General features: G+C 71.8%; 26 protein-coding genes. 18 read left to right on the top strand and 8 right to left on the bottom strand.

The annotated features are described in order from the left end of the window. The first annotated feature begins 51 nt into the window (after positions 1-51). A complete protein-coding gene (locus ACTOQ2_RS18620; protein WP_440100845.1) occupies positions 52-579 on the top strand; it encodes a hypothetical protein in 528 nt (175 codons plus the stop codon). Between the two features lie 160 nt (positions 580-739). Here ACTOQ2_RS18620 and ACTOQ2_RS18615 read toward each other — a convergent pair whose 3' ends face one another. After that, positions 740-1,621 (bottom strand): polysaccharide deacetylase family protein, encoded by an 882-nt coding sequence (locus ACTOQ2_RS18615; protein ID WP_440064166.1) that lies wholly within the window; start codon positions 1,619-1,621, stop codon positions 740-742. A 262-nt stretch (positions 1,622-1,883) separates the two neighbouring features. Here ACTOQ2_RS18615 and ACTOQ2_RS18610 point away from each other — a divergent pair, with 262 nt between their 5' ends. The 9 genes from ACTOQ2_RS18610 (at position 1,884) to ACTOQ2_RS18570 (ending at position 11,578) form a co-directional block, all read left to right on the top strand. After that, positions 1,884-2,966, top strand: coding sequence for a fatty acid desaturase family protein (locus tag ACTOQ2_RS18610; RefSeq protein ID WP_440100843.1), 1,083 nt, complete (start codon positions 1,884-1,886; stop codon positions 2,964-2,966). A 183-nt stretch (positions 2,967-3,149) separates the two neighbouring features. Beyond that, entirely contained in the window at positions 3,150-3,899 is a 750-nt protein-coding gene (locus ACTOQ2_RS18605; protein WP_440100841.1) for an SRPBCC domain-containing protein, read from the top strand. A gap of 180 nt (positions 3,900-4,079) precedes the next feature. After that, complete coding sequence (locus ACTOQ2_RS18600) at positions 4,080-6,875, top strand: Na+/H+ antiporter subunit A (RefSeq protein WP_440100838.1); 2,796 nt, start codon at positions 4,080-4,082, stop codon at positions 6,873-6,875. Continuing rightward, positions 6,872-7,693: a Na(+)/H(+) antiporter subunit C gene (locus tag ACTOQ2_RS18595; protein WP_440100836.1), complete on the top strand. Its 822-nt coding sequence runs from the start codon at positions 6,872-6,874 to the stop codon at positions 7,691-7,693. The genes ACTOQ2_RS18600 and ACTOQ2_RS18595 overlap by 4 nt, the downstream gene beginning before the upstream one ends. 64 nt (positions 7,694-7,757) lie before the next feature. Further along, positions 7,758-9,401: a Na+/H+ antiporter subunit D gene (locus ACTOQ2_RS18590; protein ID WP_440101108.1), complete on the top strand. Its 1,644-nt coding sequence runs from the start codon at positions 7,758-7,760 to the stop codon at positions 9,399-9,401. A 14-nt stretch (positions 9,402-9,415) separates the two neighbouring features. Next, a complete protein-coding gene (locus tag ACTOQ2_RS18585; protein WP_440064159.1) occupies positions 9,416-9,958 on the top strand; it encodes a Na+/H+ antiporter subunit E in 543 nt (180 codons plus the stop codon). Between the two features lie 108 nt (positions 9,959-10,066). Beyond that, the gene (locus tag ACTOQ2_RS18580) at positions 10,067-10,327 is read left to right on the top strand and encodes a monovalent cation/H+ antiporter complex subunit F (protein ID WP_440100834.1); all 261 of its coding nucleotides are present in this window, start codon (positions 10,067-10,069) and stop codon (positions 10,325-10,327) included. Continuing rightward, positions 10,324-10,653 (top strand): monovalent cation/H(+) antiporter subunit G, encoded by a 330-nt coding sequence (mnhG, locus tag ACTOQ2_RS18575; RefSeq protein ID WP_440100831.1) that lies wholly within the window; start codon positions 10,324-10,326, stop codon positions 10,651-10,653. Before ACTOQ2_RS18580 ends, mnhG begins: the two co-directional genes overlap by 4 nt. A 25-nt stretch (positions 10,654-10,678) precedes the next feature. Then, the gene (locus ACTOQ2_RS18570; protein ID WP_440100829.1) at positions 10,679-11,578 is read left to right on the top strand and encodes a hypothetical protein; all 900 of its coding nucleotides are present in this window, start codon (positions 10,679-10,681) and stop codon (positions 11,576-11,578) included. Between the two features lie 101 nt (positions 11,579-11,679). Here ACTOQ2_RS18570 and ACTOQ2_RS18565 read toward each other — a convergent pair whose 3' ends face one another. Then, positions 11,680-12,660, bottom strand: coding sequence for an MBL fold metallo-hydrolase (locus tag ACTOQ2_RS18565; protein WP_440100827.1), 981 nt, complete (start codon positions 12,658-12,660; stop codon positions 11,680-11,682). 217 nt (positions 12,661-12,877) lie between these two features. Beyond that, positions 12,878-13,759 carry a serine hydrolase gene (locus tag ACTOQ2_RS18560; protein ID WP_440100825.1) on the bottom strand — a complete coding sequence of 294 codons (882 nt, stop codon included), beginning with the start codon at positions 13,757-13,759 and terminating at the stop codon, positions 12,878-12,880. Between the two features lie 138 nt (positions 13,760-13,897). Between ACTOQ2_RS18560 and ACTOQ2_RS18555 the strand changes: the two genes are divergently transcribed. Continuing rightward, positions 13,898-14,896 carry a LysR family transcriptional regulator gene (locus ACTOQ2_RS18555; protein ID WP_440100823.1) on the top strand — a complete coding sequence of 333 codons (999 nt, stop codon included), beginning with the start codon at positions 13,898-13,900 and terminating at the stop codon, positions 14,894-14,896. 87 nt (positions 14,897-14,983) lie between these two features. On the opposite strand, the gene ACTOQ2_RS18550 is transcribed toward ACTOQ2_RS18555, so the two are convergent. Beyond that, entirely contained in the window at positions 14,984-15,433 is a 450-nt protein-coding gene (locus tag ACTOQ2_RS18550; RefSeq protein WP_440100822.1) for a nuclear transport factor 2 family protein, read from the bottom strand. Positions 15,434-15,491: 58 nt separating this feature from the next. On the opposite strand from ACTOQ2_RS18550, the gene ACTOQ2_RS18545 reads away from it, so the two are divergent. From ACTOQ2_RS18545 to ACTOQ2_RS18530, 4 genes are all read left to right on the top strand, one after another. Then, positions 15,492-16,148: a MarR family winged helix-turn-helix transcriptional regulator gene (locus tag ACTOQ2_RS18545; RefSeq protein ID WP_440100820.1), complete on the top strand. Its 657-nt coding sequence runs from the start codon at positions 15,492-15,494 to the stop codon at positions 16,146-16,148. Positions 16,149-16,619: 471 nt separating this feature from the next. After that, positions 16,620-16,814, top strand: a complete 195-nt coding sequence (locus ACTOQ2_RS18540; RefSeq protein WP_440064149.1) for a DUF5999 family protein — start codon at positions 16,620-16,622, stop codon at positions 16,812-16,814. Continuing rightward, positions 16,811-17,272, top strand: a complete 462-nt coding sequence (locus tag ACTOQ2_RS18535; protein WP_440100819.1) for an ATP-binding protein — start codon at positions 16,811-16,813, stop codon at positions 17,270-17,272. The genes ACTOQ2_RS18540 and ACTOQ2_RS18535 overlap by 4 nt, the downstream gene beginning before the upstream one ends. 505 nt (positions 17,273-17,777) lie before the next feature. Further along, positions 17,778-18,476, top strand: coding sequence for a DsbA family oxidoreductase (locus tag ACTOQ2_RS18530; protein WP_440100818.1), 699 nt, complete (start codon positions 17,778-17,780; stop codon positions 18,474-18,476). A gap of 38 nt (positions 18,477-18,514) precedes the next feature. Here ACTOQ2_RS18530 and ACTOQ2_RS18525 read toward each other — a convergent pair whose 3' ends face one another. After that, on the bottom strand, positions 18,515-19,147 hold the full coding sequence (locus ACTOQ2_RS18525) for a thymidine kinase (protein WP_440100816.1): 633 nt from the start codon (positions 19,145-19,147) through the stop codon (positions 18,515-18,517). A gap of 96 nt (positions 19,148-19,243) precedes the next feature. Further along, positions 19,244-19,882: a hypothetical protein gene (locus tag ACTOQ2_RS18520; RefSeq protein ID WP_440100814.1), complete on the bottom strand. Its 639-nt coding sequence runs from the start codon at positions 19,880-19,882 to the stop codon at positions 19,244-19,246. A 303-nt stretch (positions 19,883-20,185) separates the two neighbouring features. Between ACTOQ2_RS18520 and ACTOQ2_RS18515 the strand changes: the two genes are divergently transcribed. The 3 genes from ACTOQ2_RS18515 to ACTOQ2_RS18505 all read left to right on the top strand — a co-directional run bounded on the left by ACTOQ2_RS18515 (position 20,186) and on the right by ACTOQ2_RS18505 (position 24,895). Further along, positions 20,186-20,632 carry a hypothetical protein gene (locus ACTOQ2_RS18515; protein WP_440100812.1) on the top strand — a complete coding sequence of 149 codons (447 nt, stop codon included), beginning with the start codon at positions 20,186-20,188 and terminating at the stop codon, positions 20,630-20,632. Between the two features lie 161 nt (positions 20,633-20,793). Further along, positions 20,794-23,046, top strand: coding sequence for a hydantoinase/oxoprolinase family protein (locus ACTOQ2_RS18510; protein ID WP_440100810.1), 2,253 nt, complete (start codon positions 20,794-20,796; stop codon positions 23,044-23,046). Then, positions 23,024-24,895: a hydantoinase B/oxoprolinase family protein gene (locus tag ACTOQ2_RS18505; RefSeq protein WP_440100808.1), complete on the top strand. Its 1,872-nt coding sequence runs from the start codon at positions 23,024-23,026 to the stop codon at positions 24,893-24,895. The genes ACTOQ2_RS18510 and ACTOQ2_RS18505 overlap by 23 nt, the downstream gene beginning before the upstream one ends. Before the next feature lie 313 nt (positions 24,896-25,208). On the opposite strand, the gene ACTOQ2_RS18500 is transcribed toward ACTOQ2_RS18505, so the two are convergent. Together ACTOQ2_RS18500 and ACTOQ2_RS18495 are read right to left on the bottom strand one after the other, a co-directional pair. Beyond that, a complete protein-coding gene (locus ACTOQ2_RS18500) occupies positions 25,209-25,613 on the bottom strand; it encodes a GntR family transcriptional regulator (RefSeq protein WP_440100806.1) in 405 nt (134 codons plus the stop codon). Positions 25,614-25,673: 60 nt separating this feature from the next. Beyond that, positions 25,674-26,504: a TetR/AcrR family transcriptional regulator gene (locus tag ACTOQ2_RS18495; RefSeq protein ID WP_440100804.1), complete on the bottom strand. Its 831-nt coding sequence runs from the start codon at positions 26,502-26,504 to the stop codon at positions 25,674-25,676. Positions 26,505-26,524 lie beyond the last annotated feature (20 nt).

Genomic DNA, 26,524 nt, shown 5'->3' with positions numbered 1-26,524 from the left:
ACTCCAGGGGGAAATCGGCAAAGGCCGGTTCGGGGAGGTAAAGGAGAAATCATGATCAAGCGACTTGCCACCGGCCTGCTGGCCACGGCCGCCCTCGGCGCGATCGCGCTCGCCGCGCCCGCCACCGCGTACGCCGCGACCACGGCGGCCCCGGCGGCGGCGACCACCGCCGCGACCGGCTCGTCCGGCTACGACTACAGCGAGAACTGGGGCCACTACTTCTCGTCCAACCACCGGGCCAAGAGCCGCGGCTGGATCGGCGTCGAGTGGGACCACCACCAGAAGTGGAACCGGGTCGACGTCAGGGGCAAGCTGTACGACCTCGACCACCGCACGTACAAGCAGGGCGGCAAGTGCGCCTACGTGAAGTTCGCGGTCCACCACTTCGGCGACGGCGGCAACAAGTGGTACGACGGCAAGTCCTACAAGTACTGCAACGCCGGGGGTGCCAAGCACTTCGCCTTCAGCAAGCACAAGGTCGACAGCGTCCGCGTCAAGGTCTGCCAGATCGGCCTGCACAGCTCTTACCCCACCCGGTGCGGCGACTGGGAGTACCTCTACACCGCCGAGAGTGAGTGATCACATATATCCCCGGACGGCCCGTCCCCGCACAGGGGGCGGGCCGTCCGGCTGTCCGGCCGGGGACTCCCGTACCGGGGTGAGTCGCCGTCCGGCCGGTGACTTCAGCACAGGGGCGGACCGCCGTCCGGCCGCAGGACTCCCGCCCGTCGTGGCCGCGTCAGCGGGCCGCCGCCTTCAGGTACGCGTCGAGGTTGCCGATCTCGAAACCCCGGCGCTTGATCTTCGCGACGAGGATCCTGAAGTCGCGGGCGAGGTTCGGGCGGAAGTGCAGCAGCAGGATGTCGCCGGGGCGGAGCTTCTTGTCGGGCACCTGGTAGGCGATCTTCCCGCCCGGCTGCACGGTCGCGGTCCAGAGCAGGAGCGCGTCGATGCCGCAGGCCTTGGCGGCCCTGCGGGTCAGGGTGTTGTGGTTGCCGAACGGCGGGCGGAACAGCGTGGGCGCGGTGCCGGTGTGCCTGCGGATCAGCTTGGAGATGCCGCAGATCTCGGTTTTCTGCCCCTCGTAGCCGAGCGCCGGGAGGTTCGGGTGGGTCAGCGTGTGGTTCTCGATCGTCGCCCCCGCGTCGCGCAGGTCGCGCACGTACTCCCACTTGCCCGCGCCCAGGAACCTGCCGCCCTGGGCGGTCGGATCGGCCGCGCCCCTGGCCTCCACGGCGTCGCGGGTGACGAAGGCCGCCACCGGGATCCGCTGGTCGCGGACCTGTGCCACGAAGCCGGGATCCTGCTCCCAGCCGTCGTCGATGGTGAGGAAGACGACCTTCCGCCTGGTGGGAATGGAGCTGATCACCGGAGGCAGGCCGTCGCCGGGGCGGGGGAACCGGCCCACCTCACCCGGCCTGGGCGTCACCCCGGGAGGCCCGGCCGGTCTCGCCGCCCGGTCGCCCGCGCCGGAGGGGGCCTTCGACGCGTGGGAGGCGCCCGGACCGGGGGTGGCGCCGGTCCCGCCCCTCCCGCCGTCGGGGCTCGTGGCGCACCCGGCGCTCACCGCCAGAGCCGTCGCCGCCGCCGTTCTGATCGTCCAGTATGTCCCCGATGCCATGGGCGACCATCCTGCCAGCAGCCGGGAGTCCGACATAGCGGTCCTGAAAGGAGTGGCTCCTGCGGCTATCGCGTGATCATCCCGGAATCATGGCATCTGCCAGGGTAGGGCCAGCACTACTACAAGCTGGGGTGTGAGCGGGGGTTTGGGATTACGGCAGGCACGGAATCCTGGGATGGTCGTCCTGCTTGGTCGACGTCGATCTGTGACGCCACCGGCTGGCGTGATCATGTCGAGTGATCCGGCCCATCTGAGGAGAACCGTGACCGACTCAACCGCGATCGATGACGCGGATCCTCCCGTCGTCCCCGAGAACGCCGTCCCCGGAGAAGGAGAGCGGGGCAGCGATTTCGCGCGCCTGTCGCGCCGGATCGCCCAGGCGGGACTGCTCGACCGGCGCCCCGGTTACTACGCCGCGCGGCTCGGCCTGGTCGCGGCGGCCCTCGTCGGCGGCTGGGCCGCCTTCTTCGCCCTCGGTGACTCGTGGTACCAGCTGCTGGTGGCGGTCTTCCTCGCGCTGGTGTTCGCCCAGATCGGGCTGGTCGCCCACGACCTGGCCCATCGCCAGGTCTTCCGCTCCCGCCGCTCCAGCGAGATCGCCGGGCTGGTGGCCGGAAACCTCGCCATCGGCATGAGTTACGGCTGGTGGATGGACAAGCACACCCGCCATCACGCCAACCCCAACCACGAGGACCACGACCCCGACGTCAACCCCGACTTCCTGCTCTGGTCGCGTGAGCAGGCCGCCGCGAGCAAGGGGCTGCCCAGGTTCGTGGGCCGCTGGCAGGCGTTCCTGTTCTTCCCGCTGCTCACCTTCGAGGGGTTCAACCTCCACGTGTCCAGCGTCCGGGCGTTGACGCGCCCGACGATGAAGCACCGGGCCGTGGAGGCGTCGCTGCTCGTCGTGCACGCCGTCCTGTACCTGGGCGCGCTGTTCGCGGTGCTGTCACCCGTCAAGGCCGTGGTCTTCCTCCTCGTGCACCAGGCGATCTTCGGCGTCTACCTGGGCTGCACCTTCGCCCCCAACCACAAGGGCATGCCGATGCTCAGGGGCGAGGACAAGCTCGACTTCCTCCGGCGCCAGGTGCTGACCTCGCGTAACGTGCGCGGCAGCGTGGTCCTGGACGTCGTGCTCGGCGGGCTCAACTACCAGATCGAGCACCACCTCTTCCCGAGCATGCCGATGCCCAACCTGCGCCGCGCCCAGCCGATCGTCCGGGCGTACTGCGAGGAGCTGGGGGTCGACTACCTGGAGTCCGGGATCGTCAGCTCGTACGCGCAGGCGTTGCGTCACCTGCACGACGTGGGCGTGCCCCTGCGATCCGGGAGCCCCGTGCCCGGCTGACCCGTGGTGTCCCGCCTGCGCCGCGCCGGGCCGGCGCCCGCGTTCCCGCGGGCGCCGGAGTCCGCTTCGGGGCACCGGGACGGCGCTGAAACAGCACTGAGGCAGCACTGACAAGGGTGGGTCCCGTCGGCGGGCAGATGTTGCTGTTATCCGCCCGCCCAGCGATTGCCTAGGGTGCTTGGTGTGAAGCTCGCAGGCAGTGCCGTGCTCGGCATCGACAGAGATCGTGTGTGGTCAGCGCTCCAGAACCCGGCCGTGCTCGTACGCACGATCCCCGGCTGCGAGCGCCTGGAGGAGACGGGGCCGGACACCTACCGGATGACCGTCACCGCGGGGGTGGCCTCGATCAAGGGCGTCTACCAGGGCGAGGTCGCCCTGTCGGAGCCCGAGGCGCCGGAACGGTTCGTGCTCAGGGCCCGGGGCCAGGGTGCCCCCGGCACCGTGGACGCCACCGTGGAGATCCGCCTCAGCGAGGTCGAGGGCGGCACCCGGGTCGACTACGACGCCGAGGCCGTGATCGGCGGCATGATCGGCGGGGTCGGTCAGCGCATGCTGGGCTCCGTCGCGAGGAAGACCGCGGGGGAGTTCTTCTCCGCGGTGGAGAGCCACCTCGTCTCGGTGGAGAGCCACCTCGTCTCTGGGGAGATTCCCGCCGCTCCCGTTCCCGCTCTCGGTTCCGTTTCCGGCGTGCTCACCGGGATCGCGCCGGGCGTCGATCCGTCACCCGCCGTGCCCGCCGAGGTCGCCGCGCCGGGATCGCCGGTCGCGGCCGGCCGGTCCGGACCCGCGCACGTTTTCGAACGCCCGGCCAGGCAGCCCAGGCCCGGGGTCCCCGCCTGGTCGCTTCTCGCGGCGTTCGGGATGGGCGCGGGCGTCGCGCTCGGCAGCGCGGTGATCGGCTGGCTGCTCGGCCGTACCGGCGGGAGGCGGTGACGACGCTCCCCGGCGGAAATCGGCGGGAAGGAGCGACCGTGTCCGCCGGTTCGAGGAGCTGATCACGCCTCGGTGAAGAACCGGCGGTGTTCGGGTCAAGCGGCCCGCGCGCTTGACCGGTGAAACGTGTACCTCCCGGCATTTTGGGATACGTCGACCACGACGGGTGCCCGGGGGGACATGGAGCCGCTGCTGATCCTGCACGCCGTGGCGGCGGTACTCGCCCCGGCACTGGTGCGCCGCTTCGGCCGGGACGCGTTCTTCCCGCTCGCCGTACCGCCCGCCTGCGGGTTCGCCTACACGGTCCGGATCGCCCTGACCGGCGTCCCGGTCGAGTCGCACCATGACTGGGCACCCGTCCTCGGCCTGGGACTGTCCTTCCGCGCCGACGCGCCGGCCGTGCTGATGATGGCGCTGGTCACCGGCGTGGGCGCGCTGGTCGTGCTGTACTGCTCGCGCTACTTCGCCGCCACCGCCGAGGGGCTCGGCCGGTTCGCCGGGGCGCTCGTGGCCTTCGCCGGGGCGATGCTCGGCCTGGTGGTCGCCGACGACCTCCTGCTGCTGTACGTGTTCTGGGAGCTGACCACCGTCTTCTCCTACCTGCTGATCGGCCACGACCCCGCGAGCAGGGCCGGCCGCAGGGCCGCGATGCAGGCGCTGACCGTCACCGCGTTCGGCGGGCTGGCGATGCTGGGCGGCATGGTCGTGCTCGGCGAGGCCGCGGGGACGTACCGCATCTCGCGGATCGTCGCGGACCCGCCGTCCGGCGGCCCGGTCCCGGTGGCGGTGGCGGTGGTGCTGATCCTGATCGGCGCGCTGTCGAAGTCGGCGATCTTCCCGTTCAGCATGTGGCTGCCGGCCGCGATGGCCGCGCCGACGCCGGTCTCTGCCTACCTGCACGCCGCGGCGATGGTGAAGGCGGGGGTCTACCTGATCGCCCGCCTGGGCCCGGCCTTCGGGGACCTCGCCGGGTGGCGCTGGACGGCCGTGCCCCTGGGCCTGCTCACCATGCTGCTCGGCGCCTGGCGGGCCCTGCGCGAGTACGACCTCAAGAAGCTGCTCGCCTACGGCACGGTGAGCCAGCTGGGATTTCTGACCGTGCTGTTCGGCGCGGCCACCCGCGACACCGCGATCGCCGGGGCCGGGATGCTGCTCGCGCACGCGCTGTTCAAGGCGTCCCTTTTCCTGGTCGTCGGTGTCGTCGACCGCTCGACGGGAACCCGTGACCTGCGCGAGCTGAGCGGCCTGCGGCGCTCGGCGCCGTGGCTGTTCGCGACCGCCGCCGGGGCCGCCGCCTCGATGGCGGGCATCCCGCCGCTCCTGGGGTTCGTCGGCAAGGAGGCCGCCTTCGAGTCGCTGCTGACCGGGCGGCCCGCCGACACGGCGGTCCTCGCGGGAGTCGTCCTCGGCTCCGCGCTCACCGCCGCCTACAGCGCGCGTTTCCTGTGGGGTGCCTTCGGCGACAAGCCCGGCGGGGAACCGGTGCCGGTGCGCCCTACCGGCGCCGCGACGTTCCTGCCGCCCGCGCTGCTGTCGGTGCTCGGGCTCGCCGCCGCTCCGCTCGCCGGGCGGTACGGAGCGGCGATGGAGGGCTACACCGGCACCTTTCCCGGTCCCGGCCACGGCACCCACCTCGCGCTGTGGAGCGGCGCCCCGGTACCGCTGCTGCTGTCGGCCGCCGCGCTGGCGGGGGGAGCGCTCCTCTTCCGGATCAGGGAACCGCTGGCCCGGGCGGGGACGGCACTGCACATGGTCGACTCCGGCCGGGTCTACTGGGCGCTGGTCCGCGGGCTGGGCCGCTTCTCCCTGCAGCTGACCGGTTTCGTCCAGCGCGGTTCGCTGCCCGACTACCTCATGATCGCGTTCGTGTCCCTGGCGGGGATCGCGGCCTTCTCGCTGCTGTACGGGCCCTCGCCCGACCTGCATCCGGACGTGGTGCTCTGGGAACGCGTCGAGCAGCCCCTCATCGGCGTGCTCCTCATGGTCACGGCCGCCGTCGCGCTCAGGGTGCGCTCGCACATCGTGCTGGTGCTGCTGGCGGGCCTGACCGGGTACGGCACGGCGCTGCTGTTCCTCGTCCACGGCTCGCCCGACCTGGCCCTGACCCAGTTTCTCGTCGAGACGCTGAGCCTGGTCGTGTTCGTGCTGGTGCTCCGCAGGCTTCCCCTCGGTCCCCGGGAGGACCGGCCCCGGGTGCCGTTCGCCGCGCGGCTCACCCTCGGCGTCGTGAGCGGCGCGGTGGCGGCCGGGGCGGGGATGCTCGCGATGAACGCGCGGCAGGCGACGCCGGTCGGCACGCTGATGGTCCCGGCCGCGAGGGAGACCGGGGCCGCCAACCTCGTCAGCGCGATCCTGGTCGACATCAGGGCCTGGGACACCATGGGGGAGACCTCCGTGCTCGTCGTCCTCACCCTCGGCATGACCGGCCTGGTCTTCCTGCGCAGCCGGTCGTACGCGCTGCGGGTCCCGCAGGGCAGGACCGGCGACGACTCCGGGACGTACTGGCTGGCGGCCACCCTGCCTCCCGGGCAGCGGGCGGTCATCTTCGAGCTCGTGGCCAGGCTGACCTTCCACACGGTGATGGTGGTCTCGGTCTTCCTGCTGTTCACCGGGCACGGCGCGGTGGGCGGCGGGTTCGCCGGGGGCATGGTGGCCGGGCTCGCGCTGGTCGTGCGCTATCTCGCCGGAGGCCGGTACGAGCTGGCCGCCGCCGCGCCGGTCACCGCCGGGGTGCTGATCGGCCTGGGGCTCCTGCTGTGCACGGTCACCGCGTTCTGGGGGATGCTGGCCGGCGCGGGGCCGCTGGACATGCTCCCCGCCGACCTGCGCGTCCCGCTCGTCGGCGACCTTCACCTGTCGACCGTGCTGCTGTTCGACGCCGGGGTCTACATCACGGTGATCGGCATGGTGCAGGACGTCCTGCGCAGCCTGGGCGCCGAGCTGGACCGGCGGATCGACGAGGGGGAGGATCGGTGACCGCCCCGCTGCTGCCCCTCCTGGTGGCCGGCACGCTCGTGGCCACCGGGGTCACGCTGCTGCTGGAGAGGAGCCTGGTCCGGCTGCTGGCCGGTGTCATCCTGCTCGGCAACGGGGTGAACCTGCTGATCCTCACCGCGAGCGGGCCGCCGGGAAGGCCGCCGCTCCTGGGCACGGCCGCCCCGGAGCGAATGGCCGACCCGCTGCCGCAGGCCATGGTGCTCACCGCCATCGTCATCACGCTGGGCGTCACCGCCTTCCTGCTCGCCATGGTCCACCGGTCCTGGCAGCTCACCGGTGCCGACGAGGTGCAGGACGACACCGAGGACCGCCGGGTGCGGCTGCGGGCCAGGCGCGGCGAGCTCGGCCAGGAGGTGCTCTACCGCAGGGAGGCGTACCGGCGGCTGGTCAGGGAGCAGCGCGCCGAGCTCGCCCGCCTGCAGGAGGCCCGCCACGAGCGGGAGCGCAGGGAGGCCGCCGAACTGGAGCAGCGGATCCTCGACGTCAACGTCGACCTGGGCCGCTGGCTGCAGGAGCACAAGGACGAGGGACTGTCCGCCGAACGGCTCGCCGAGCGGTTCGCCGAGGCGCGGCGCGCGGAGGACCTCTCCAAGGAGGAGCGGCAGGAACGCGTCCGGGAGATACGCGCCGAGTTCGCCCGCAGGGAGCGGGAGCAGATCGCGCGGGAGCGGCAGATCCGCAGGCGGCTCCACGCCCGCCGGCGCGACGCCCTCCGGCAGATGCGCGCCGCGATCCGCGCCGACCGGGCGCGGCAGGCCAGGGCACAGGACGACACCGACCTGGAGGGGGAGGACTGATGCGGGATCGCGTCCCGCGCGGTGCGGGAGGGAAGTCCGTGACGGACGGGAGGCGGGGGTGCCGGTGGAGGCGCTGATCCCGGTGCCCGTGGTGCTGCCGCTGCTGGCCGCCGGGCTCAAGCTGGCCATCGGCCGGAAGCTGGTACGGCTCCAGGCGCTCATCAGCGTGGGCACCCTCGCGGTGGTACTGCTCGTGTCGCTGCTCCTGCTGCCGGCCGCCGACCGGGAGGGGCCGCTGGTGGCCCATGCCGGAGGCTGGGGCGCGCCGATCGGCATCGCGCTCGTCGCCGACAGGCTCTCCACGCTGATGCTGGCGGTCTCCTCCGCGGTGACGCTCTGCGTGATGGTCTACTCGCTGGCCCAGTCCCGCGCCGACCAGGAGCACAGGGCCCCGCTGTCGATCTTCCATCCGGCATATCTGATCATGGTCGCCGGGGTGTCGGACGCCTTCCTCTCGGGTGACCTGTTCAACCTCTTCGTCGGGTTCGAGATGCTGCTCGGCGGCTCGTACGTGCTGCTGACCTTCGGCGGGACCGAGGCCCGCATCCGGGCGGGCGCCACCTACACGGTGATAGGGATCACGTCGTCGCTGCTGTTCCTCGTCGCGATCGCGGTCGCGTACGCCGCGACCGGAACCGTGTCGATGGCGCAGCTGGCCGAGCGGTTCTCGGTGCTGCCCCAGCACATCAGGCTGCTGGTCGAGCTGACGCTCCTGCTGGTCTTCGTGGTCAAGGCCGCCATCTTCCCGATGTCGGCGTGGCTGCCCGACTCGTACCCGACCGCGCCCGCCCCCGCGACGGCGCTCTTCGCGGGGCTGCTCACCAAGGTCGGCATCTACTCGATCATCCGGCTGGAGGCGCTGCTGTTCCCCGGCGGGCCGGTGGGCGGCGTGCTGATGTGGGCGGCGCTTCTGACCATGCTGGTCGGGGTGTTCGGGGCGGTGGCGCAGACCGACATCAAGCGCATGCTCTCCTTCACCCTGGTCAGCCACATCGGCTACATGGTGTTCGGGGTCGCGCTGTTCACCGTCGGCGGCATGGCGGGCGCCATCTTCTACGTCGCCCACCACATCACCGTGCAGACGAGCCTGTTCCTGGTGACCGGCCTGATCGAGCGCCGTACCGGCACCACCTCCCTGAACCGGCTCGGCGGCCTGGCGGGGGCGGCCCCCGCGATCGCGGTGCTCTTCTTCGTGCCCGCGATGAACCTGGCGGGGATACCGCCGATGTCCGGCTTCCTGGGCAAGCTCGGGTTGATCCAGGCGGGGGTCGCGGACGGCCGTCCGATGGCCCTGGCCCTGGTCGCGGGAGGGCTGCTGACCAGCCTGCTCACCCTGTACGCGATGGCCACGGCCTGGAACAGGGCCTTCTGGGGGGCGCCGGCCTCGCCGGCCCCGGAAACGACCGCGAAGGGGGGAGCCGTGCGGGAGAGCGGGGAGGGCGAGCCCGGCGCGGCCGGCATGGAAGGCGCAGGAGAGGCGGGAAGCCGGGGGAGCGGGGCGGAGAGCACCGAGGGGATCACCGGTGAGGCCGTTGTCACCGCCGTCACCATGCCGGCGCCGATGCTCGCCGCCACGGCGGCGCTGGTGGTGCTGGCCCTGTCGTACACCGTGCTGGCCGGGCCGCTGTCCGCCCTGGCCGAGCGGGCCGCGGGCGAGCTGCTGGCCCGCGAGCCGTACGTCTCCGCGGTGCTCGGCGGTGAGCGGTGAGGGGGCCGGGCCCGATGATCCCGGTGCCCCGGGTGCTGGGCAGGTCCGTACCGCTGCCGCTGGTGGCCTGGCTCACCGCGGTCTGGCTGTTGCTCTGGGGAGACCTCAGCGTGGGCAACGTGCTCGGCGGCCTGCTGGCCGGGCTGATCGTCGTGTGGCTGCTGCCGCTGCCGGTCCAGGATTCCGGGATCCGGCTCCACCCCGTCGGGATCCTCCTGTTCGTCGTCCGCTTCGCGGGGGACCTGGTGGCCTCCAGCCTCCGGGTCGCCTTCTGGGCGCTGCGCCCGGGAGCGCCGCCCCCGGTCCAGATCGTCGAGGTCTGGCTGCGCTCCTCGTCGGAGACGGTGGCCGTGCTGATGACGGTGGCGTTGTCGGCGCTGCCGGGCAGCCTGGTGCTGGAGGCGAACGTCCGGCGGAGGCTGCTGGTGCTCCACGTGCTCGGCATCCCGGGTGACGCGCAGACCGTCGCCCGGGTCACCCGCGAGGAGGTGACGCGGCTGGAGAGCCGCGTCGTGGCCGCCTTCGGCACCCGCGCCGACCGGGAGGAGCTGCGATGACGGTGACCCGCGACGGGGCCACGATGACCGGGGCGTGTGAGGGGGAGCCGCGATGACGGTGACCTGTGAGGGGGCCACGATGACGGGGGCGTGTGAGGGGGAGCCGCGATGACGGTGACATATCTGACCGTTCTGGTGCTGCTCGCCGCCGCCGCGGTGATGACGCTCTACCGCCTGGTTCGCGGCCCCACGATGCTGGACCGGGCCATCGCGCTGGACGTGCTCACCGCCGTCGTCATGTGCGCGATCGGCGCGGAGGCGGCGATGTACCGGGAGTACTCGGCGCTGCCCGTGCTGCTGGTGCTGTCCCTGCTGGGGTTCGTCGGCTCGGTCTCGCTGGCGAGGTTCTTCGCGGGACGTGCCCGGTGACCGTGCTGGACGTGGCCGCCAGCGCGTGCCTGCTGCTGGGGGCGGGCCTGGCGTTCGCGGCCGGGGTGGGGATGGTCCGGTTTCCCGGCACGCTGTCTCGCATGCACGCGGCGACCAAACCCCAGGTGCTCGGCCTCCACCTCGTCCTGCTCGCCATGTGGCTGCGCCACCCCCGCTGGGCGATCGCCGGCACGCTGCTGCTGACCGCCGTCCACCAGGTGGTGACGGTGGCGGTGGCCGCCTACATGGTGGGAAGGGCGGCGCATCTCGCCGAGTCGCCACGGGACGACGGCACGGCCGTACCGCCCGGTGACGCTCGCGCCTAAGGATCTCCCGGCGTACCGTGTCGGTATGCGTGATGCACGTGCGGAGGACGCGAGGACCGAGGCCAGACGACTGATCCGTGATCTGCTGGGCGAGGAACGGCCGGACGCGGCCCTGCTGCTGAGCGAGGCGAAGGCGGCGCTGGGCGCCGACCGCGTCGCGCGTTCCGTCGAGCTCGCACGCGGCGCCCCCCTCACCCGCAGATCCACCGAACTCGCCGCGCTGGCCGGTCTGCTGGTCGGCACCCGCGAACTCGGGAAGGAGTGGTGGCGGCAGGAGCGCGGTGGCAAGCTGCCCGCGCCCGACGAGGTGCTCCAGACCTCCACGGCGATCGAGCCGTGGACCGATCTGACCGTCCTGGAGATGCTCGCCGCCTGGATCGCCGACGACGCGGCCGACGAGACCTGGGGTCGTCCGGCCGCGGTCACCGACCTCAACTCCTGGCAGGCCGAGGACCGGGTCGAGCTGCCCAAGGACGCGCATCCCGGCCAGCGGGTCGTGGTCTCCTTCGACGCGGGCGGACGTCTCGACGCAGTGGTCCTGCGCCGCTCCGACGACGAGCTGGGCTCCAACCTCGACTTCGACTCCCTCCGCTACTCCCGTCCCGCCGAGGCCCAGTGGAGCTGGGGCGTCGCCGCCGGGCTCGGCCCCCACCGGCTGGACGAGCACCCCGATCCGTACGAGCAACCGGTCGACGCCAAGGCCGCCGCGACCCTGCACGCCTGGGCGTTGCGCCACGGTGCCTCCACCGAGCAGGCCGGTGAGGTGTGGCGCGCCAAGGGCGACGTCGTCGCCTCCATCGAACGGATCGACTGGATGTGGCGCAGCGGCGAGTGGTTCGCCTGGTGGCGCGGGGTGTCCGCCCTGGTCGACGGCGAGCCCGAGCAGCTGGCCGCCCGCCTCGAGGAGATCGCCTCCGTTCCCTAGGCGCCCCCCCATGAGCACGGGGCGTGAGCGCGCCCCGTGAGCGTAGGCCGTTGGCAAGAACCGGGAGGGCGGGCTGTTGGCAAGAACCGGGAGGGCGGGCGTCAGCCGAAGGTGCGCGGTGTCAGATAGTCCGGGATCACGACCTTTGTCCCAGGGCTGACCTCGCGCACCGCCGCGACGAACCCGGCGAGGTTCTTCCTCGACTTCTCGTCGGCCTGCGGCGGGTTCCGCAGTGCCACCTCGAAGTTGTCCCAGTGCACCGGGACGACCACGCGGGGCATGTCCAGGGCCCGCAGCAGGCGCGGCACGTAGTCGTACGTGGACGACGAGGAGGTGGTGGGGATCATCGCGACGTCCGGGGCGAGACCGGTGAGGTTGCGCTCGACGAAGTCACTGCCGCCCATGAAGAAGACCGACGGGCCGCCCTTGATCTTCACCTGGAACGCCAGGGTGTCGCCCTCGGGCAGCTCGGAGATGTTCTCCGGCTTACGCTCCGGCCGGTCCAGGCGGACCCCGGGGAAGACCATGGAGTAGTCGGCGTTGCGGCTGTGCAGCGACGCCACCACCTCCACGACGTAGTCGCCGAAGTCCAGGACCTCCCCGCCCTTCACCGGGCTGAGCAGGTTGCTCTTCACGTCGAACGCCAGCGCCAGGTTGCACGCGGTGGCGGTGCCGACCACCCGTGCCCCGGTCGACGTCGCGATGTGCGGGACGTCGTTGAAGTGGTCCCAGTGCGCGTGCGTCACCAGCACCACCTTCGGCGTGCCCGCGTGCTTGGCGACCGCCTCGGCGTCGACCTCGAGCCGCGTGGTGGGCTTGAACGCGCCCGCCGCCAGGCCGGTGTCGAACCGCGTCACGTACGGGTCGACGAGGAACGTCGACGACCCCACGTCCACGCGCCAGCCCGACGTACCGAGCCAGCGGAACGTCGCGGCGGTCTTCTTCCCGCCTGGACGCGCCGCCGCGGCCCTGGTGGGGGACGGGGACAGGAGGTCTCCGGCCGCCGGTGCCAGCGCGGCCCCCGCCAGCGCCGCCCCCGCCGTCGCGGTGCGCAGGAAACCTCTTCGATCGAATCGGGACATGTCTCTCCTCGGTGCGGATGAACGCACGGTCGTCACCGGTCATCCGGGTGACGACCGCCGGCCGCGTGCGGCCCGCTGAGGACCCAACCATCACGGCGCCGTCCACGTCCAAGATCCTCGACCGTCGTCTCCGATAGGCGAACGCGTATCAGAGCAGCTGGGGCGGGGACTCTGGCGGCGTGCGAGAAGGCGGAACCCGCCCGGCGAGTGGGAGAGATCACCCGGCCCGCAGCGCGTCGACGGCGGTCCGCGCGGCCTGGCCGATCGCCAGGTCGACGTCGATGCGCCGGGTGGGCAGCTGTCCGGTCCGGGTGAACACCGCCACCGCGTAGCTCTCGCCGGAGGGATACTCGACGACCCCGGCCTCCATGTGCAGGCCGGGCAGCGTCCCCGTCTTGGCGGCCACCCGCGTCCCCGGGGGGAAGCCCGAGGCGATCCGCGTCCAGAAGACCTGCCGTGTCATGTAGTCGCGGACGGCCGCGCACGCCTCCGGCGGCCCGGCCTCGTCCCGCCAGATCAGCCCGAGCAGCCGGGTCATGTCGCGCGCCGTGCTGGAGGTCGTGTGATCGGGATCGAGGACCCGCAGTGCCCGTACCCGCTCGGGGGGCAGCGTCGGGAAGATCCGCGCGAACTCGGCGTCGTCCCGCGCCCCCACGTCCGCGAGCATCGACTCCAGCAGCTGCCTGGGCCCGCCGATCACGCGCGTGCGCGCCAGCCCCAGCTCCGCCGCCAGCATCCGCACGGTGTCCAGGCCGATCCTCCGCATCAGCAGGTCGGCGGCGGTGTTGTCGCTGACCTGCATGGCGAAGTGGGCGAGATCGCGCAGCGACATCTCCACGTCGTCCGCGCATCCGGCGGTCCCCCATCCGCCGAGCCTGTCCTCCGCCGTCACGAGAACGCGCTCGGCCGGGTCGAGCTGGCCGGCCGCCGCCTGGCGGGCGAACTCCAGGACCAGGAGCACCTTGAAGATCGAGGCGATCACGACCTGTTCGTCGGCGCGCACGGCGATCTCGCGGCCCCCGGTGACGTCCAGCGCGTGCAGGTGCCCCTCCACCCCGGCGGTCGCGAAGATTCCCGCTATCCGTTCCTCTGCCGACATGCCCGCAACGCTATCCAGCCCCGCAGGGTCGTGACGCGCCGCCGGGTCGCGGCGTGCCACCGGATCATGCCGTGCCACCGGATCGCCTCGGGTCTGTGACGTGCCGCGGGTCCGCGGACGATCGCCTATCGTGACGCCGTGGACCTTTCCCGGCATCTACGACATTTCATCGTCGTCGCCGAAGAACTGCACTTCGGCCGCGCCGCGGAGGTGCTGGGCATCGCGCAGCCGCCGCTCAGCCAGTCGATCCAGAGGCTGGAGCGCGAACTCGGTGCCGAGCTGTTCGACCGCTCGCGCCGGCAGATCGAGCTCACGATGGCGGGCCGGCTGCTCGTCGAGGAGGCCAGGCGGTTCCTGGCCGGTGAGGAGCGCCTGCGGGCGATGATGCGCCAGGCCGGCGACGGCGAGCTGGGAACCCTCCGGATCGGGGTACCCCCGGAGATCCCGGCCGTGACGCTGCACGCCCTGCTGCGGCACGTCGCCGAGGAGACTCCGGGGCTACGGTTGGAGCTCCACGAGCTCACCATTCCGGAACAGCTGCGCCGTCTGACCTCCGCCCAGCTCGACGCGGGCCTCGTACACCACCCCGTCGACGTTCCCGGCCTGCGGTCCGGGCCCGTCGTGGAGATCCCGCTGGGCGTGGTGCTGCCCCGCACGTCCCCCCTGGTGCTGGCCCGGCCGCGGGCGCGGCCGGGGTCACGGCCGTGGGAGATCGCGCTGGCCGACCTCGCCGGGCACGACCTCGTCGTCTTTCCGCGCGAGACCTCTCCCGCGTGGTACGACCGCATGCTCGATGTCTGTCGCGCGGGGGGTTTCTCGCCCGTACGCCTTCAGCACGCCCGCAACCCGGAGTTCCTGCTGGGGCTCGTGCTGGCGGGGCACGGGGTGGCGTTCGAGCAGGAGGCGATGGCCCGCAGGGAGCCTCGGCTGGCCTGGCGCCCCCTGGCCGGTGCCCCTCTGCTGAGGGGGATCTGTGTCGCCTGGCCGGAGCGGTCGGCCCACCCCGCGGCCGCCAGGTTCGCCGCCCTGGCGGCCGGGATCCTCGCCCAGGACGTCACCGCGGGGACACCGCAGGCGGCACCCGGGACGTCCCCGCCGTCCGCCGCCCGTCCCTGGTCCGTCGTCTACGCCCCGTAGCGCCCCCGCCTCTCGTCCACACCCGGGGTGCCCAGGTCCGTCGTCCGCGCCCTGTGATCCCCGCCGCCGGTCGCGTTCGGCCTTTCCCTAGACCGCCCGCGGGGGACCTGGAACGGTGACCTCGTCGATCTCGGCCAGTCCGGCGGCGAGGAGCGCCGCCGCGAGGCCGCTGTCGTAGCGGGCGATACCGGCGATCTTCGAGTCCCGTACGGTGAACAGGGTCGCCACGGTCGTCGCGTCGCCGAGAGCCCCGGTGCCGGGGTCGTGCCAGCGGGCCGTCTGCTCGGCCACCAGGTGGGGGAGCCGGACGAAGAGGCGCCGCGAGGTGAGCCGGATACCCGAGTCCGCGACCCACCCGCGCAGGACGTCCACCCCGTGAGCGGTGCCGCGCGGTCCGGTGATCGCGACATCCTCGGCGGCCATCCCCGCCGCCTCGGCCACGGCCCGCCGGTTGACCGCCTCCTCGAATCGCGTGACCAGGGAGATCGCTTCTTTCACTCGTTCGGGATCGGCGGCGTTGCCATCAAGTGCGTGCATTTTGCACACATTACATGTGTGATTTGCACACATCAAGGGCGAGTGCGATGCTGCGCCCATGCGCACCACCGGTGACCAGGCGAACGACCCGGAGTCCGGTCCCAAGGCCGATCCCGGGTCCGGCTCCGTGGTCGACCCCGCGATGCCTCTCGCGCCCGGTGCGTCCTCTGACTCGGCGGCGGCCCCCGCCCTTTCCGGAAGTCGCCTCCCCGCCGCCGGACAGGCGGGGCCCGCGCTGTTCGCGCTGGTCCGTTACTGGTCGCGGCGCTGGCCCCAGCGGATCGCCGGTGACGACGCCGAGGGCGGGCACGTCTCGCGGGTCGTGGTCGTCGACATCATCGGCGCAAGGGGCGGAGGTGACGAGAGCGGCGGCGTCGCAGGGGCCGGGGTGGCCGGTGTGACGGGCGGTGGCGATGGGCGTACCGGCGTGCGGGCCGTCGCCGACGCCCTCGGGGTGGACCGCTCCGTGGCCAGCCGCATGGTCGCCGACGCGGTCGCCGCGGGGCTGGTACGGCGCGGCACGATGGAGCGCGACGCCCGCCACGCCGACCTGGAACTGACCGCGTCCGGCCGTGAACTCCTCGCAGCCGCCCGCCGCTGGCAGAACGACACGTTCGACGCCTTCACCGCGCACTGGCCCGCCGAGGACCGCGAGACCTTCGCCTCGCTCCTCGTCCGGTTCGCCGCCGACGCCACCGCGCCACGCCGGGAGTGATCCGGACTCCCGGGAGCCTCCCCGTCATCGCCCGCTTTGCCTGATGCGGCAAGAATCCATACCGCAAAAAATGCTCTACCAGGACAAGACCCTGGCTCTATCGACGCTCAACACATGCGGGTGTAAACACAGATGAAACCACATATAAGTGGCTATAAATCAACACCGCGTTCGCTCGGGGGAGCCTGGTAGAAGATCCCGCGTCACGTACAGGTCATCGAACGGGTGGACGTGGTCGCCGACGACGGATTTCCGGCCATCGCCGAAGCCGTTCGCCACCGGTCGCGCTGGGACATACGCGGGCGCGCGTGAAGGGCCGTCGCCGGCAGCGGAAGCGAGTCGAATCCATCGCGTTCGGCAAGGGAAACCGATCCCGTCGCCGACGGGCCGGAGACGAGCCGGTGAGGACGATCGCCCGCTCGGGGTTCCGCGAGGTTCCCCTCCGCAGCCAATCAAGATCGGAGTAGGACCGTGTGTCAGCACCTGCCCGCCTGTCCGTCCGCGGACGCCCTCGATCATGAGGCGGCTCGTCTCGTGGTCTCTCACCCTGAGCAGGGATGGGGGCTGCTCTGCAACGGTGTGGTGGTCTTCGAGGACACCGGGGAAATCCTGCCGGACGGGCGTGTCGTTCCCGCCCATCGCGCTCCCTGCGGGAGGGCGGCATGAGACCGTCCGCCGCCCTCGCCCTCGCCCTTTGCGCGGTCGCCGTTCCGTTCCCGCGCCCCTCTGCCAGAAGGGCGTCCTGGCCACTCCCGCCCATCCCGGCCTCGGTGCCCAGAGCCCGGCGGCTGATCTACGGGCAGATGACCGGGTGGGGGATCGGCGAGCAGGGCGAGATCGCCCTGCTGCTCGTCAGCGAGCTCGTCACCAACGCGTTGCGCCACGCGTGGGGACCGATCCGGCTCGCCGTCTCCTACCAGGAGGGAATGCTACGTTGCGAGGTGGACGACGCCAATCCCGCCCTTCCCTACGTGCGCGACGCCCACGGGGACGACGAGGGAGGGCGCGGATTGTATCTGCTCGATCTGCTCTCCGACCGGTGGGGCAGCGAACGCACGTCCCTGGGGAAGGTCAGCTGGTTCGAGCTGTCCGTCCACCCGCATCTCAACGGCACCGCGGCCTGAGAAGGTCGAAGGGAACCTCCCCGAGACCCGGCTCGCCGACCACGACAGGAAAGCCTCTCCTCACCGAGGGCAGAGAGGATACGGGGGACGTAGACGACATGGACCGATCGCGCCGCCCGGACGGCGGCACACCACAGGAACCGGCACGTCAGGCCCGTACGCGCATCAGAAAGGAGTCCCGGGCGATGCGCCAGACACGAATCCGCAAGCGCTCACGACGTCGCGACCGGGACGTACTGGATCTGCGGAGCCCGTCGGGAAGGCCGCTGCCGTACTGACCCCGGACGCCGGGCGTGAGCATCCCGCCCGGCGGCGAGCGCGGTCCCCGCGGCCCTTGACGTTCCCGTCCGTTCCCGTCGTCAGTGCCGTTAGGTGCCGTTAGGTGCCGGTCGGCGCCGGTCAGGTGTCTCTCGCCGGGGTGTCACGGGTCCGTGTCCGTCCCGCGTCCACGGACGGCGGGCCGGCCCGTGGAATCAGCGGATCCCGGTGCCGGTTGCAGCGTGGTGTGAAGGTTGAAATCTACTCAGACGTCGTCTGCCCATGGTGCTACATCGGCCACACCCGCTTCGCCCGTGCCGTGGAGCGCTACCGGGCCAAGGGCGGTGAGGTGGAGGTCGAGTTCAGGCCGTTCCAGCTCGCGCCGGACGCGAAGTCCAACGGTGAGCCCACGCTCACGTGGGCCGCGGCGAGGTTCGGCGGGGCCGAGCAGGCCGCGCGGATGTTCGGCAGGGTCACCGAAGTCGCCGCCGAGGACGGGCTGGTGCTGGACTTCGATCACTCGATCCAGGCCAACACCTTCGACGCGCACCGTCTCATCCGGCTCGCCGCAGAGCAGGGCAGGGGTGAGGAGGCGCTCCAGGCTCTCTTCCGCGCCCACTTCACCGACGGCCTGGACGTCGGCTCCCGCGAGGTCCTCGCCGGACTGGCCCGCGAGCTCGGCGTACAGGCCGACCTGGACGGGGAGGACGGCGCGGCGGCGGTGAAGGAGGAGCTGGCCCAGGCCCGCGCCATCGGTGTCAGCTCGGTGCCGCTGTTCCTCTTCGAGGGCCAGTTCGCCGTCTCCGGCGCCCAGCCCGAGGACACCCTGCTCGCCGCCCTCGAAGAGGTCGCCGAGCGCACCGGCCGGTCGCCGGCCGCCAGGGCCGTCAAGGCCGCCACGAACGGCGGCGACGCCTGTGACGACGAGGGCCACTGCGCCGTCTGACACCGCCGGGCGGGGTGTCCCCCCGCCCGGCGCGGGGCTCAGCCGGTCAGGCCGAGCTCTCCGGAGCGGTAGTGGCGGCGGCAGAGCACCTGGTAGCGGATCGGGTCGGCGCCCGTGTCGCCGATGACGACCTGCTCGCCGGTACGGACCATCCTGCCGCCGACCACCCGGGCGTTCAGGCGCCCGGGGCGCCCGCACCAGCACAGGACCTCGACCTGCAGGCGGCTGATCTCGTCGGCCAGCTCGAACAGCCGCTGGGTGGCGGGGAACATCTGCGAGCGGAAGTCCGAGGCCAGGCCGAAGGCGTAGACGTCGATGCCGTAGCCGTCGGTGAGGTCGGCGAGCTGCTCGATCTGGGCGACCGTGTAGAAGCACGCCTCGTCGCAGATGACGTAGTCGATGGGCTCGTGCGCGCGGACCAGGGCCACCAGGTCGAGGTCGTCGACGACCTCGACGGCCTCACTGCCCAGGCCGATCCGGCTGGTGACCTGCGGGGTGCCCGAGCGGTCGTGCTTGGTGAGCACCAGGCCACGCCTGCCCTGGCGGCCGTGGTTGTAGTTCATCTGCAGGGCCAGCGTGGACTTGCCGCAGTCCATCGGGCCGAAGTAGAAGCGCAGCACTCCGTCCCTGGAACCGGCGGGAACGGCGGAGAGGGCAGACAATTCGGTCACGGGGGGCCAGCCTAGTACTCCGGCCGTATTCCGCGATCTCCACCCCTGGCGATCGGTTCGTCGCCCTCACCTGCCGTCGGGGCGTACGGGATCGGCTCAGAGCTCGCCGCTCTCGATCGCCGCTTTGAGACCCGCCTGCGTCGCCTGGTGGGAGGAGACGCCGTTCGTCACGGTGAAGTCGATGAGCAGGATGCTCGCCTCGAAGGTGAGATGCTCGGTGACGCGCGTCCGCCCGTCGCCCAGGTCCTTGAAGACGATCTTCTGGTGCGTGACGACGTTCGGCAGCGTCCAGGTGTCGGTCTCGTAGTAGAGCTCGTCGCGGTGGATGCGCTGCTGCGCGTGCGTGTTGGAGGTGACGGGCAGCCCGGCGACCGGGATGTCCTCCACGGCCGTGAAGTTGACGTAGCGCGTTCCGGCGTCGGTCCAGTCCGCGTGGGTGACGACCCGCTTCAGGAACGAGTGCATGCCGAGGTGGTTGTTGATGTTCGAGTAGGCGTCGAACACGTGCTGCACCGGCGCGTCGATCTCAATGGAGATGTCGCGCTTGGCCTGGCTCCGTCCCGTTATCGGGAGGGGGGCGGTCAGGCACTCGTAGAACCGGTAGGTGTCCCACGCGATCTGCCACCGGGCGGCGAGCACGGGGTCGGTGTCGGCCCGGGCGGGGGTCGAGAACACGCTGAGAAGGAGGACGACGGCGGACAGCGGGGCCACGAGGAGCCGCAGGAGCTTCGTCACAGATACCTCTGAAAACCGGATGGGAGTGGTGAATGTCTTCTATCTCATCCGAGTCCTCTTTTACCGTGCCGAGCACGGATCGTGATCTTCATGTTTCGTGGACGGCCCGCCCTTGGGCACCCGTCTGAAAGATAACGATCTACAACTGGTAGTGAACTGTGAGGTATATGAGGGCGTTTGGGTGGAAGATGCGCTGGTAGAAGGGGGTGGTCCCCCATCGCCAAGTTCGGGCGTGGCCTGACTTGGCTTGACGGTGAAAACCGTGGGAGATTCCTTTTGGTCTATCGAAAAGTGGGAGAATCTGTGACGACCACCAACAACTCCGCTCCACCTCTCGGCAAGACCCCCGCCGTCGTGACCCCCGGTCCCTCCGGCGCGGAGACCACGGAGATGCCCGCGGCGCTCGCGGCGATGATGACCGAGGACGAGGCCGTCGCCGCCCGAGCCGAGGCGGCTCGCTGGCGGTACGGGTTCTACGTCGTCGTCATGGGACTCGTGGTCATCCTGATCGGCTTCGTGGTGATCGCGCTGCGCGAGGGTGACACGGCCGCGCCGTTCGCCGGGCTCGTCGGGGTCTCGGGCGCGATCATCGGCGCCTACTTCGGCGTGCAGGTCGGCCAGTCCGGCAAGGACCGGGTCGAGGCCGAACTGCGCCGTACGAACGAGATGGCCATCCGCCTCGCCGCCAAGATCCACGCGCACGACGCCGACGCGGTGATCAACACCACCATGGGTCCCCGCCGCCGCTAGGGACCACTCCCGCCGCCTCCCGGTCCGTGACCGGGGCGGCGGGACCGTCTCCGGCGAGGTCGTTCGAGGTCGTTTCCCGCCAACACTGCCCAAGGACCGGGCACAGCTTCGGCAGGGTCCGCCGATTTGCGGACTCGCCGGGACTGGGTAGACACGGGGGCATGCGCAGCGTCCGTATCGGGGTCGACACCGGAGGCACGTTCACCGACGTGGTCGCGGTGGACGAGCAGACCGGTGAGATCACCACGACCAAGACTCCCTCCACCCCCGCCAACCCGGCCGACGGGTTCATGGAGGGGGTACGGAAAGTCCTGCGGAAGGCGGCCGGTGCGGAGGACTCGGGCGACGCGGGCGACGTGGGCATGGAGGCGGTGTCGGCGGTCGTGCACGGCACCACGGTCGCCACGAACCAGCTCCTCGAAGACCGCATCGCCGACCTGGGCTTCGTCACCACCGAGGGCTTCGAGTTCATCCTGGAGATAGCCCGCCAGAGCGTGCCGGACGGCTACGGCAACTCCTACTTCTGGGTGAAGCCGCCCCGCATCGTCCCGGTGCACCGGGTCAGGACCGTCGGCGGGCGCCTGGACCACACCGGTGCCGAGGTGCGGCCGTTCGACGAGGAGCAGGCCGTCGCGGCGGCCCGCTGGTTCCGCGACCGCGGCGTCACCGCGATCGGCGTGTGCTTCCTGCACTCGTACGCCAACCCCGCCCACGAGTTGCGCATGCGGGAGGTCCTCGAACGGGAGCACCCGGACGCCGTCGTCTCGATCTCGTGCGACGTGCTGCGCGAGTACCGCGAGTACGAGCGGTCGGTCACCACCCTGGTCGACGCCGCCGTCAAACCGACCATGCGCCGCTACATCGCCAATCTGGCCGAACGCCTGGAGGAGGCGAGCCGCGCACGGGGCGCGGGCGGCCGGGCGTACGCGGAGGACGCGGAGGACGCGGGGGATTCCGGGGACTCGGGCCACCGGACGTACCGGAAGGGTGTCGTGGGCGCGGCGGCGGTGGCGTCGTCCGCGGCGGGGATCGCGCGTGCGGGGAGTGCCGGGAGGGGGAGCGGCATGCCGTTCTCCGTGATGAAGAGCAACGGCGGCGTGCTGTCCGCGGCCGAGGTCGTACACCAGCCGATCACCACCGTGCTCTCGGGACCGGCCGCGGGCGCGCTCGGCGCCGCGCTGATCGCCGCCACCGCCGGGCACCCCTCGGTGATCACCCTGGACGGCGGCGGCACCTCGACCGACGTCGCGGTGGTCGTCGACGGGGAGCCGTCCCTGACCACCGAGGGCAGCATCGGCCGTTACCCCTGCAAGATCCCGATGATCGACATCGTGACCGTCGGCGCGGGCGGCGGCTCCGTCGCGTGGATCTCCCCCGAGGGCACGCCGAAGGTCGGGCCCAGATCGGCCGGGGCCGACCCCGGCCCCCTCTGCTACGGCCGGGGCGGTACCGAGGTCACCGTCACCGACGCGCACGTCTTTCTCGGCCGGGTCCCCCCGCACCTGCTCGGCGGGGAGATCCCGCTCGACGCCGACGCCGCCCGCGAGGGGATCGAGGCGCTCGCGGGCAAGATCGGGCTGTCCCCGGAACGGACCGCGGCGGGCATCCTGGAGATCAGCGCGTTCAACCAGTCGAACGCCATCCGCCAGATCACCGTCAAACGCGGCCTGGACGTGCGCGACTTCCCCATGGTCGCCTTCGGCGGCTCGGGCCCGCTGCTGGTCTGCGGCCTGATCGACATCCTCGGCCTGCCGTCGGTGATCGTCCCGCCCGACCCGGGCAACGTCTCGGCCTTCGGGCTGCTCACCGTGGACGTCAAGAACGACTACGTGCGCACCTTCGTCACCCGCGACCTCTCCCTGGAGACCGCCGGGGAGGTCTTCGGCGACCTGGAGGGGCAGGCCGCCGCGGCCCTGGACCGCGAGGGCTTCGCCGCCGGCGCGCACGTCTACGCGCGCAGCGCCGACCTGCGCTACTACGGCCAGGCCTACGAGGTCAGGGTGCCCGCGCCGTCCGGCCCGCTGGACGAGGACTGGCGGGCCGAGGTGCTGGACCGCTTCCACACCGAGCACCGCAAGCTCTACGGGTACGGATACCGCGACGACCCCCGGCACGGCGTCGAGTGGGTCAACCTCCGTGTCTCCGGCATCGGCCCGATCACCCGGCCCGTCATCGGGCACAGGCCGCACGGCGACCCGCGGCCCGAGCCGGTCGCCTTCCGCGAGGTCTTCTACGACGAGTGGGGCGCCACCCCCATCCACCGCCGTTCCGACCTGACCGCCGGAGCGCGGGTCACCGGCCCGGCGGTCATCGAGGAGTACGGCTCCACGCTGCCGCTCCATCCCGGCTTCACCGCGACCATGGACGAGTTCGGAAACCTGGAGGTACGCCATGGGGCGGACGACAACGGCTGAATCGACGAGCGCGGCCGACCCGGTGCTGGTGGAGATCGTCGAGGGGACGCTCGCGTCGGTGGAGATGGAGGTCGAGACGGCCATCGCCCGTACCGCACGCTCACCCATGATCCGCGACGCGCACGACTTCCGCGCCGGCATCCACGACGTACGGCTGCGCAAGCTGACCGGCAGGTCCTACTCGGCGCTGGTCCAGCCGATCGTCAGGGACTTCCCGATCGGCGAGATGAGGCCCGGCGACGTGTTCTTCCACAACGACGTCTACCTGTCCGAGGGCGGCATCGGGCACCTGCCCGACCTGTGCGTGACGGTCCCGGTCTTCCACGACGGGCAGGTCGTCGCCTTCGTGCAGGCGTTCGGCCACCACGACGACATCGGCGGGGCCGTACCGGGCTCCATGCCGAGCAACGCGCGCAGCGTGTTCGAGGAGGGGCTGATGGTCCCGCCGATCAAGCTGTGGGACGAGGGCGTGCCCAACCGGGCGGCACTCACGATCATGACGCGCAACTCCCGGATGCCCGACTCCCTCGCCGGAGACCTGGACGCCGAGTGCTCGGCCTGCCTGATGGGCGCCCGGCGGCTGGGAGAGCTGTTCGACCGGTACGGGCGCGAGGCGGTCGAGGCGTGCTTCGACGCGATCATCTCCAACACCACAGAGACGTTCCGCAGGGAACTGCTGGCCAAGATCCCCGAGGGCACGCACGTGTGGGAGGACTACGCCGAGCACGACGGCGTCGACGAGCCCCGCCTGCACACGCAGCGGATGACCCTCACCGTCGACCACTCCGCCGAGGTGCCGCTCGTCATCGACTTCACCGGCACCTCCCCGCAGGCCAAGGGCCCGATCAACCACGCGGGCGACTACGCCGACGGGGTGTTCCTGAAGAAGTGGCTGGCGCCGATCCTGCGCAACCTGGCCGACACCCCCGAGCGGATGGCCGAACTCGACGTCAACGAGGGGGTCGTCCCCCTCATCGAGATGCGGTTCCCCGAGAAGGGCACCCTGCTCACCCCGATCTTCCCCGCCCCCACCAACGCCCGCACGTTCGTGATCCTGCGCCTGCTGGGCGTGCTGGCCGGGGTGCTGGCCAAGGCGACCGGCGGCCGGATGCCCGCCGACCAGGAGACCATCCGCTACACCGGCGTCTACGGCGACGGCGCCGACGGCACTCCGTACCTGATGAGGGAGGTCCTCGGCGGCGGCTCCGGCGGCCGGTGGTACGCCGACGGCGAGGACACCATCCACGTGGTGCCCGACTCGCGCAACATCCCGGTCGAGTTCGCCGAGTCCCGCTGGCCGTTCCGGGTCGAGCGGCTCGGCCTGGCCCGCGACTCCGGCGGTCCCGGCCTCTACCGGGGCGGCCTCGGCTACGACAAGCACCTGCGGATGCTCCGCGACGCCTCGTTCATGTCCATCGCTGACCGCTCGATCCTGTCGTGCTGGGGCGTGAACGGCGGCCGCGCCGGACGGCCCTTCGTCGTGGAGATCGAGGGCAGGGAGATGGAGGGCCTGGTGGACGACTCGCCGGTCCGGGCCGGTGAGATCATCCGGGTGCGCACCACGGGCGGGGGCGGCTGGGGCTCCCCGCTGGACCGCGACCCCGCCCTGGTGGCCGCCGACGTCCGCGACGGCAAGGTCTCCGCCGAGGGCGCCCGCGACGACTACGGCGTTGTCCTGTACGGCGACCCCGACGACCTCCGGGTGGACGCCGAGGCCACCGCGACCCGTCGCGCCGGGCTCCGCGCCCTCCTCCCGGGCGATCCGGCCGACCGGCCCTTCTTCGACCGGGGTCCGGGCTTCCCCACCCTGTCGGGCGGCCTGCCGTACGCGGAGGTGGACCTCATCTGACGCTCGCGGGGCGCTCGTGAAGCGCTCGCGGGGCGCTCGTGAGGCAGCTCACCTCCGGTGGCGGAGGGTGCGGGTGACGGTGAGCCCGCCGAGGGCGAGGACGCCGGCCAGCAGGATGCCGGTCTCGGTCCAGCAGACCGCAGGTCACCAGGATCTGCGCGCGATGCTGTCGCCAGGCCAGCCAGAACAAGGAGGAATCCCTTCAGGTGGTACGCCCGGTTCACCCGGGTGGTCCCGCACGAGGGACCGCGCGAACCCGCCGGTCTCGTGCCGGTTCCGTACGGCCGAGGCGGGGGGGATCAGCGGGTGGAGGTCAGGGTGGGGCGGGGGAGGGCCGCGAGGTCCGGGCGCTTGGCCAGTGCGACGGTGAGCGCCACCTGCGTGCGCTGCCCGCCCGGCGCCCGTCGCGCACCCAGCGCACCAGGTCCGCGCGCAACCGCGCGCGGTCGCCCATGGAGGTCTGACCCAGCGACCGCTCCACGAACGTGCCCTGCCCCGGCCGCCCGCTGACCAGGCCCTCACGCTCCAGCTCGCGGTACGCCTTCAGCACCGTGTTCGGATTGATCGCCAGCTGGGCCACGACCTCCCCGGCCGTCGGCAGCCGGTCACCCGGCCGCAGCACGCCGAGCCGCAGCGCGTGCCGTACCTGGTGCACCAGCTGGAGGTACATCGCCACCCCGGAACCCCGGTCGAGGCGGAATTCGATCAACGTCTCCACCCTTTCACCAATTAAGTAGTGGAAGGGTGGAGCTCGAGCCGGGGAATGTCGAGCTCCGCATCAGGACGGCCCGGCCGCGCGTGGGCCGCCTCCCGGGTCCGTGGCGTCTCCCGGGTCCGCGGCGCCTTTCGGGTCCATGGCGCTTTTCGGGTCCGTGGTGAAGACGCGGTCGAGGTGGTAGTCGATGACGCGCCGGACCTCGGCCATCGTGCGCCGGCCGTGCAGGACGTCCATGCCCAGCCCGGTGACCCCGGCCACCAGGAGGTCGGCCTCGTGGTGCGGGTCGAGCCCCGGCGCGGCCGTCCCGTCGCGCCGCGCCTGCCCGATGACACCGGCGACCAGTTGCTCGAGGGGCTGGGCGTCGTGCAGGAAGGCCGAGGCCAGCGCGGGATCGGTGAGGCTGCGGGCGTAGTAGGCGGCGAGCACCCGGAGGGCAGCTCGGCGCTGGTCGTCCAGCGGCAGGAACTCGCCCAGGATCGCCCGCAGCAGGGCACGGGGGTCGGAGGGGTCGACCGAGGCCATCCGTGCCCGGGCGTGCCGCTCGTTGTCCTCGTTCAGCAGCCGGAGCGCGGAGACGAGGAGCCGGTGCTTGCTGTCGAAGTGGTACTGGACCACCCGCAGCGACACCCCGGCCTCGGCGGCGACCTCCCGCATGCTCGCCGCGTCCAGCCCGCGCTCTGCGGCGACGCGCCAGAGCGCCTCGCTGATCTCCCGGCGCCTGGACGACCGCGTGCCCGGCGCGGGAGCCGGGGGCGCGACGGGCGGGTTCTTCCTCCGCCGGTACGCCTTGGCCTGGCAGCCGCGCGAGCAGTACGCCGGAGGCCGCCCTCGCGTCACCGTCGGCAGCGGGGTGCGGCAGACCTGGCAGGCCGCCCTGTTTTCATCACGCACCCTCAAAGCATATTCCCAAT

Source organism: Streptosporangium sp. H16 (assembly GCF_051918855.1).
Lineage (GTDB): Bacteria > Actinomycetota > Actinomycetes > Streptosporangiales > Streptosporangiaceae > Streptosporangium.
The sequence above is the reverse complement of the archived record's forward strand: the minus strand, read 5'-3'. Positions and strand labels throughout refer to the sequence as shown.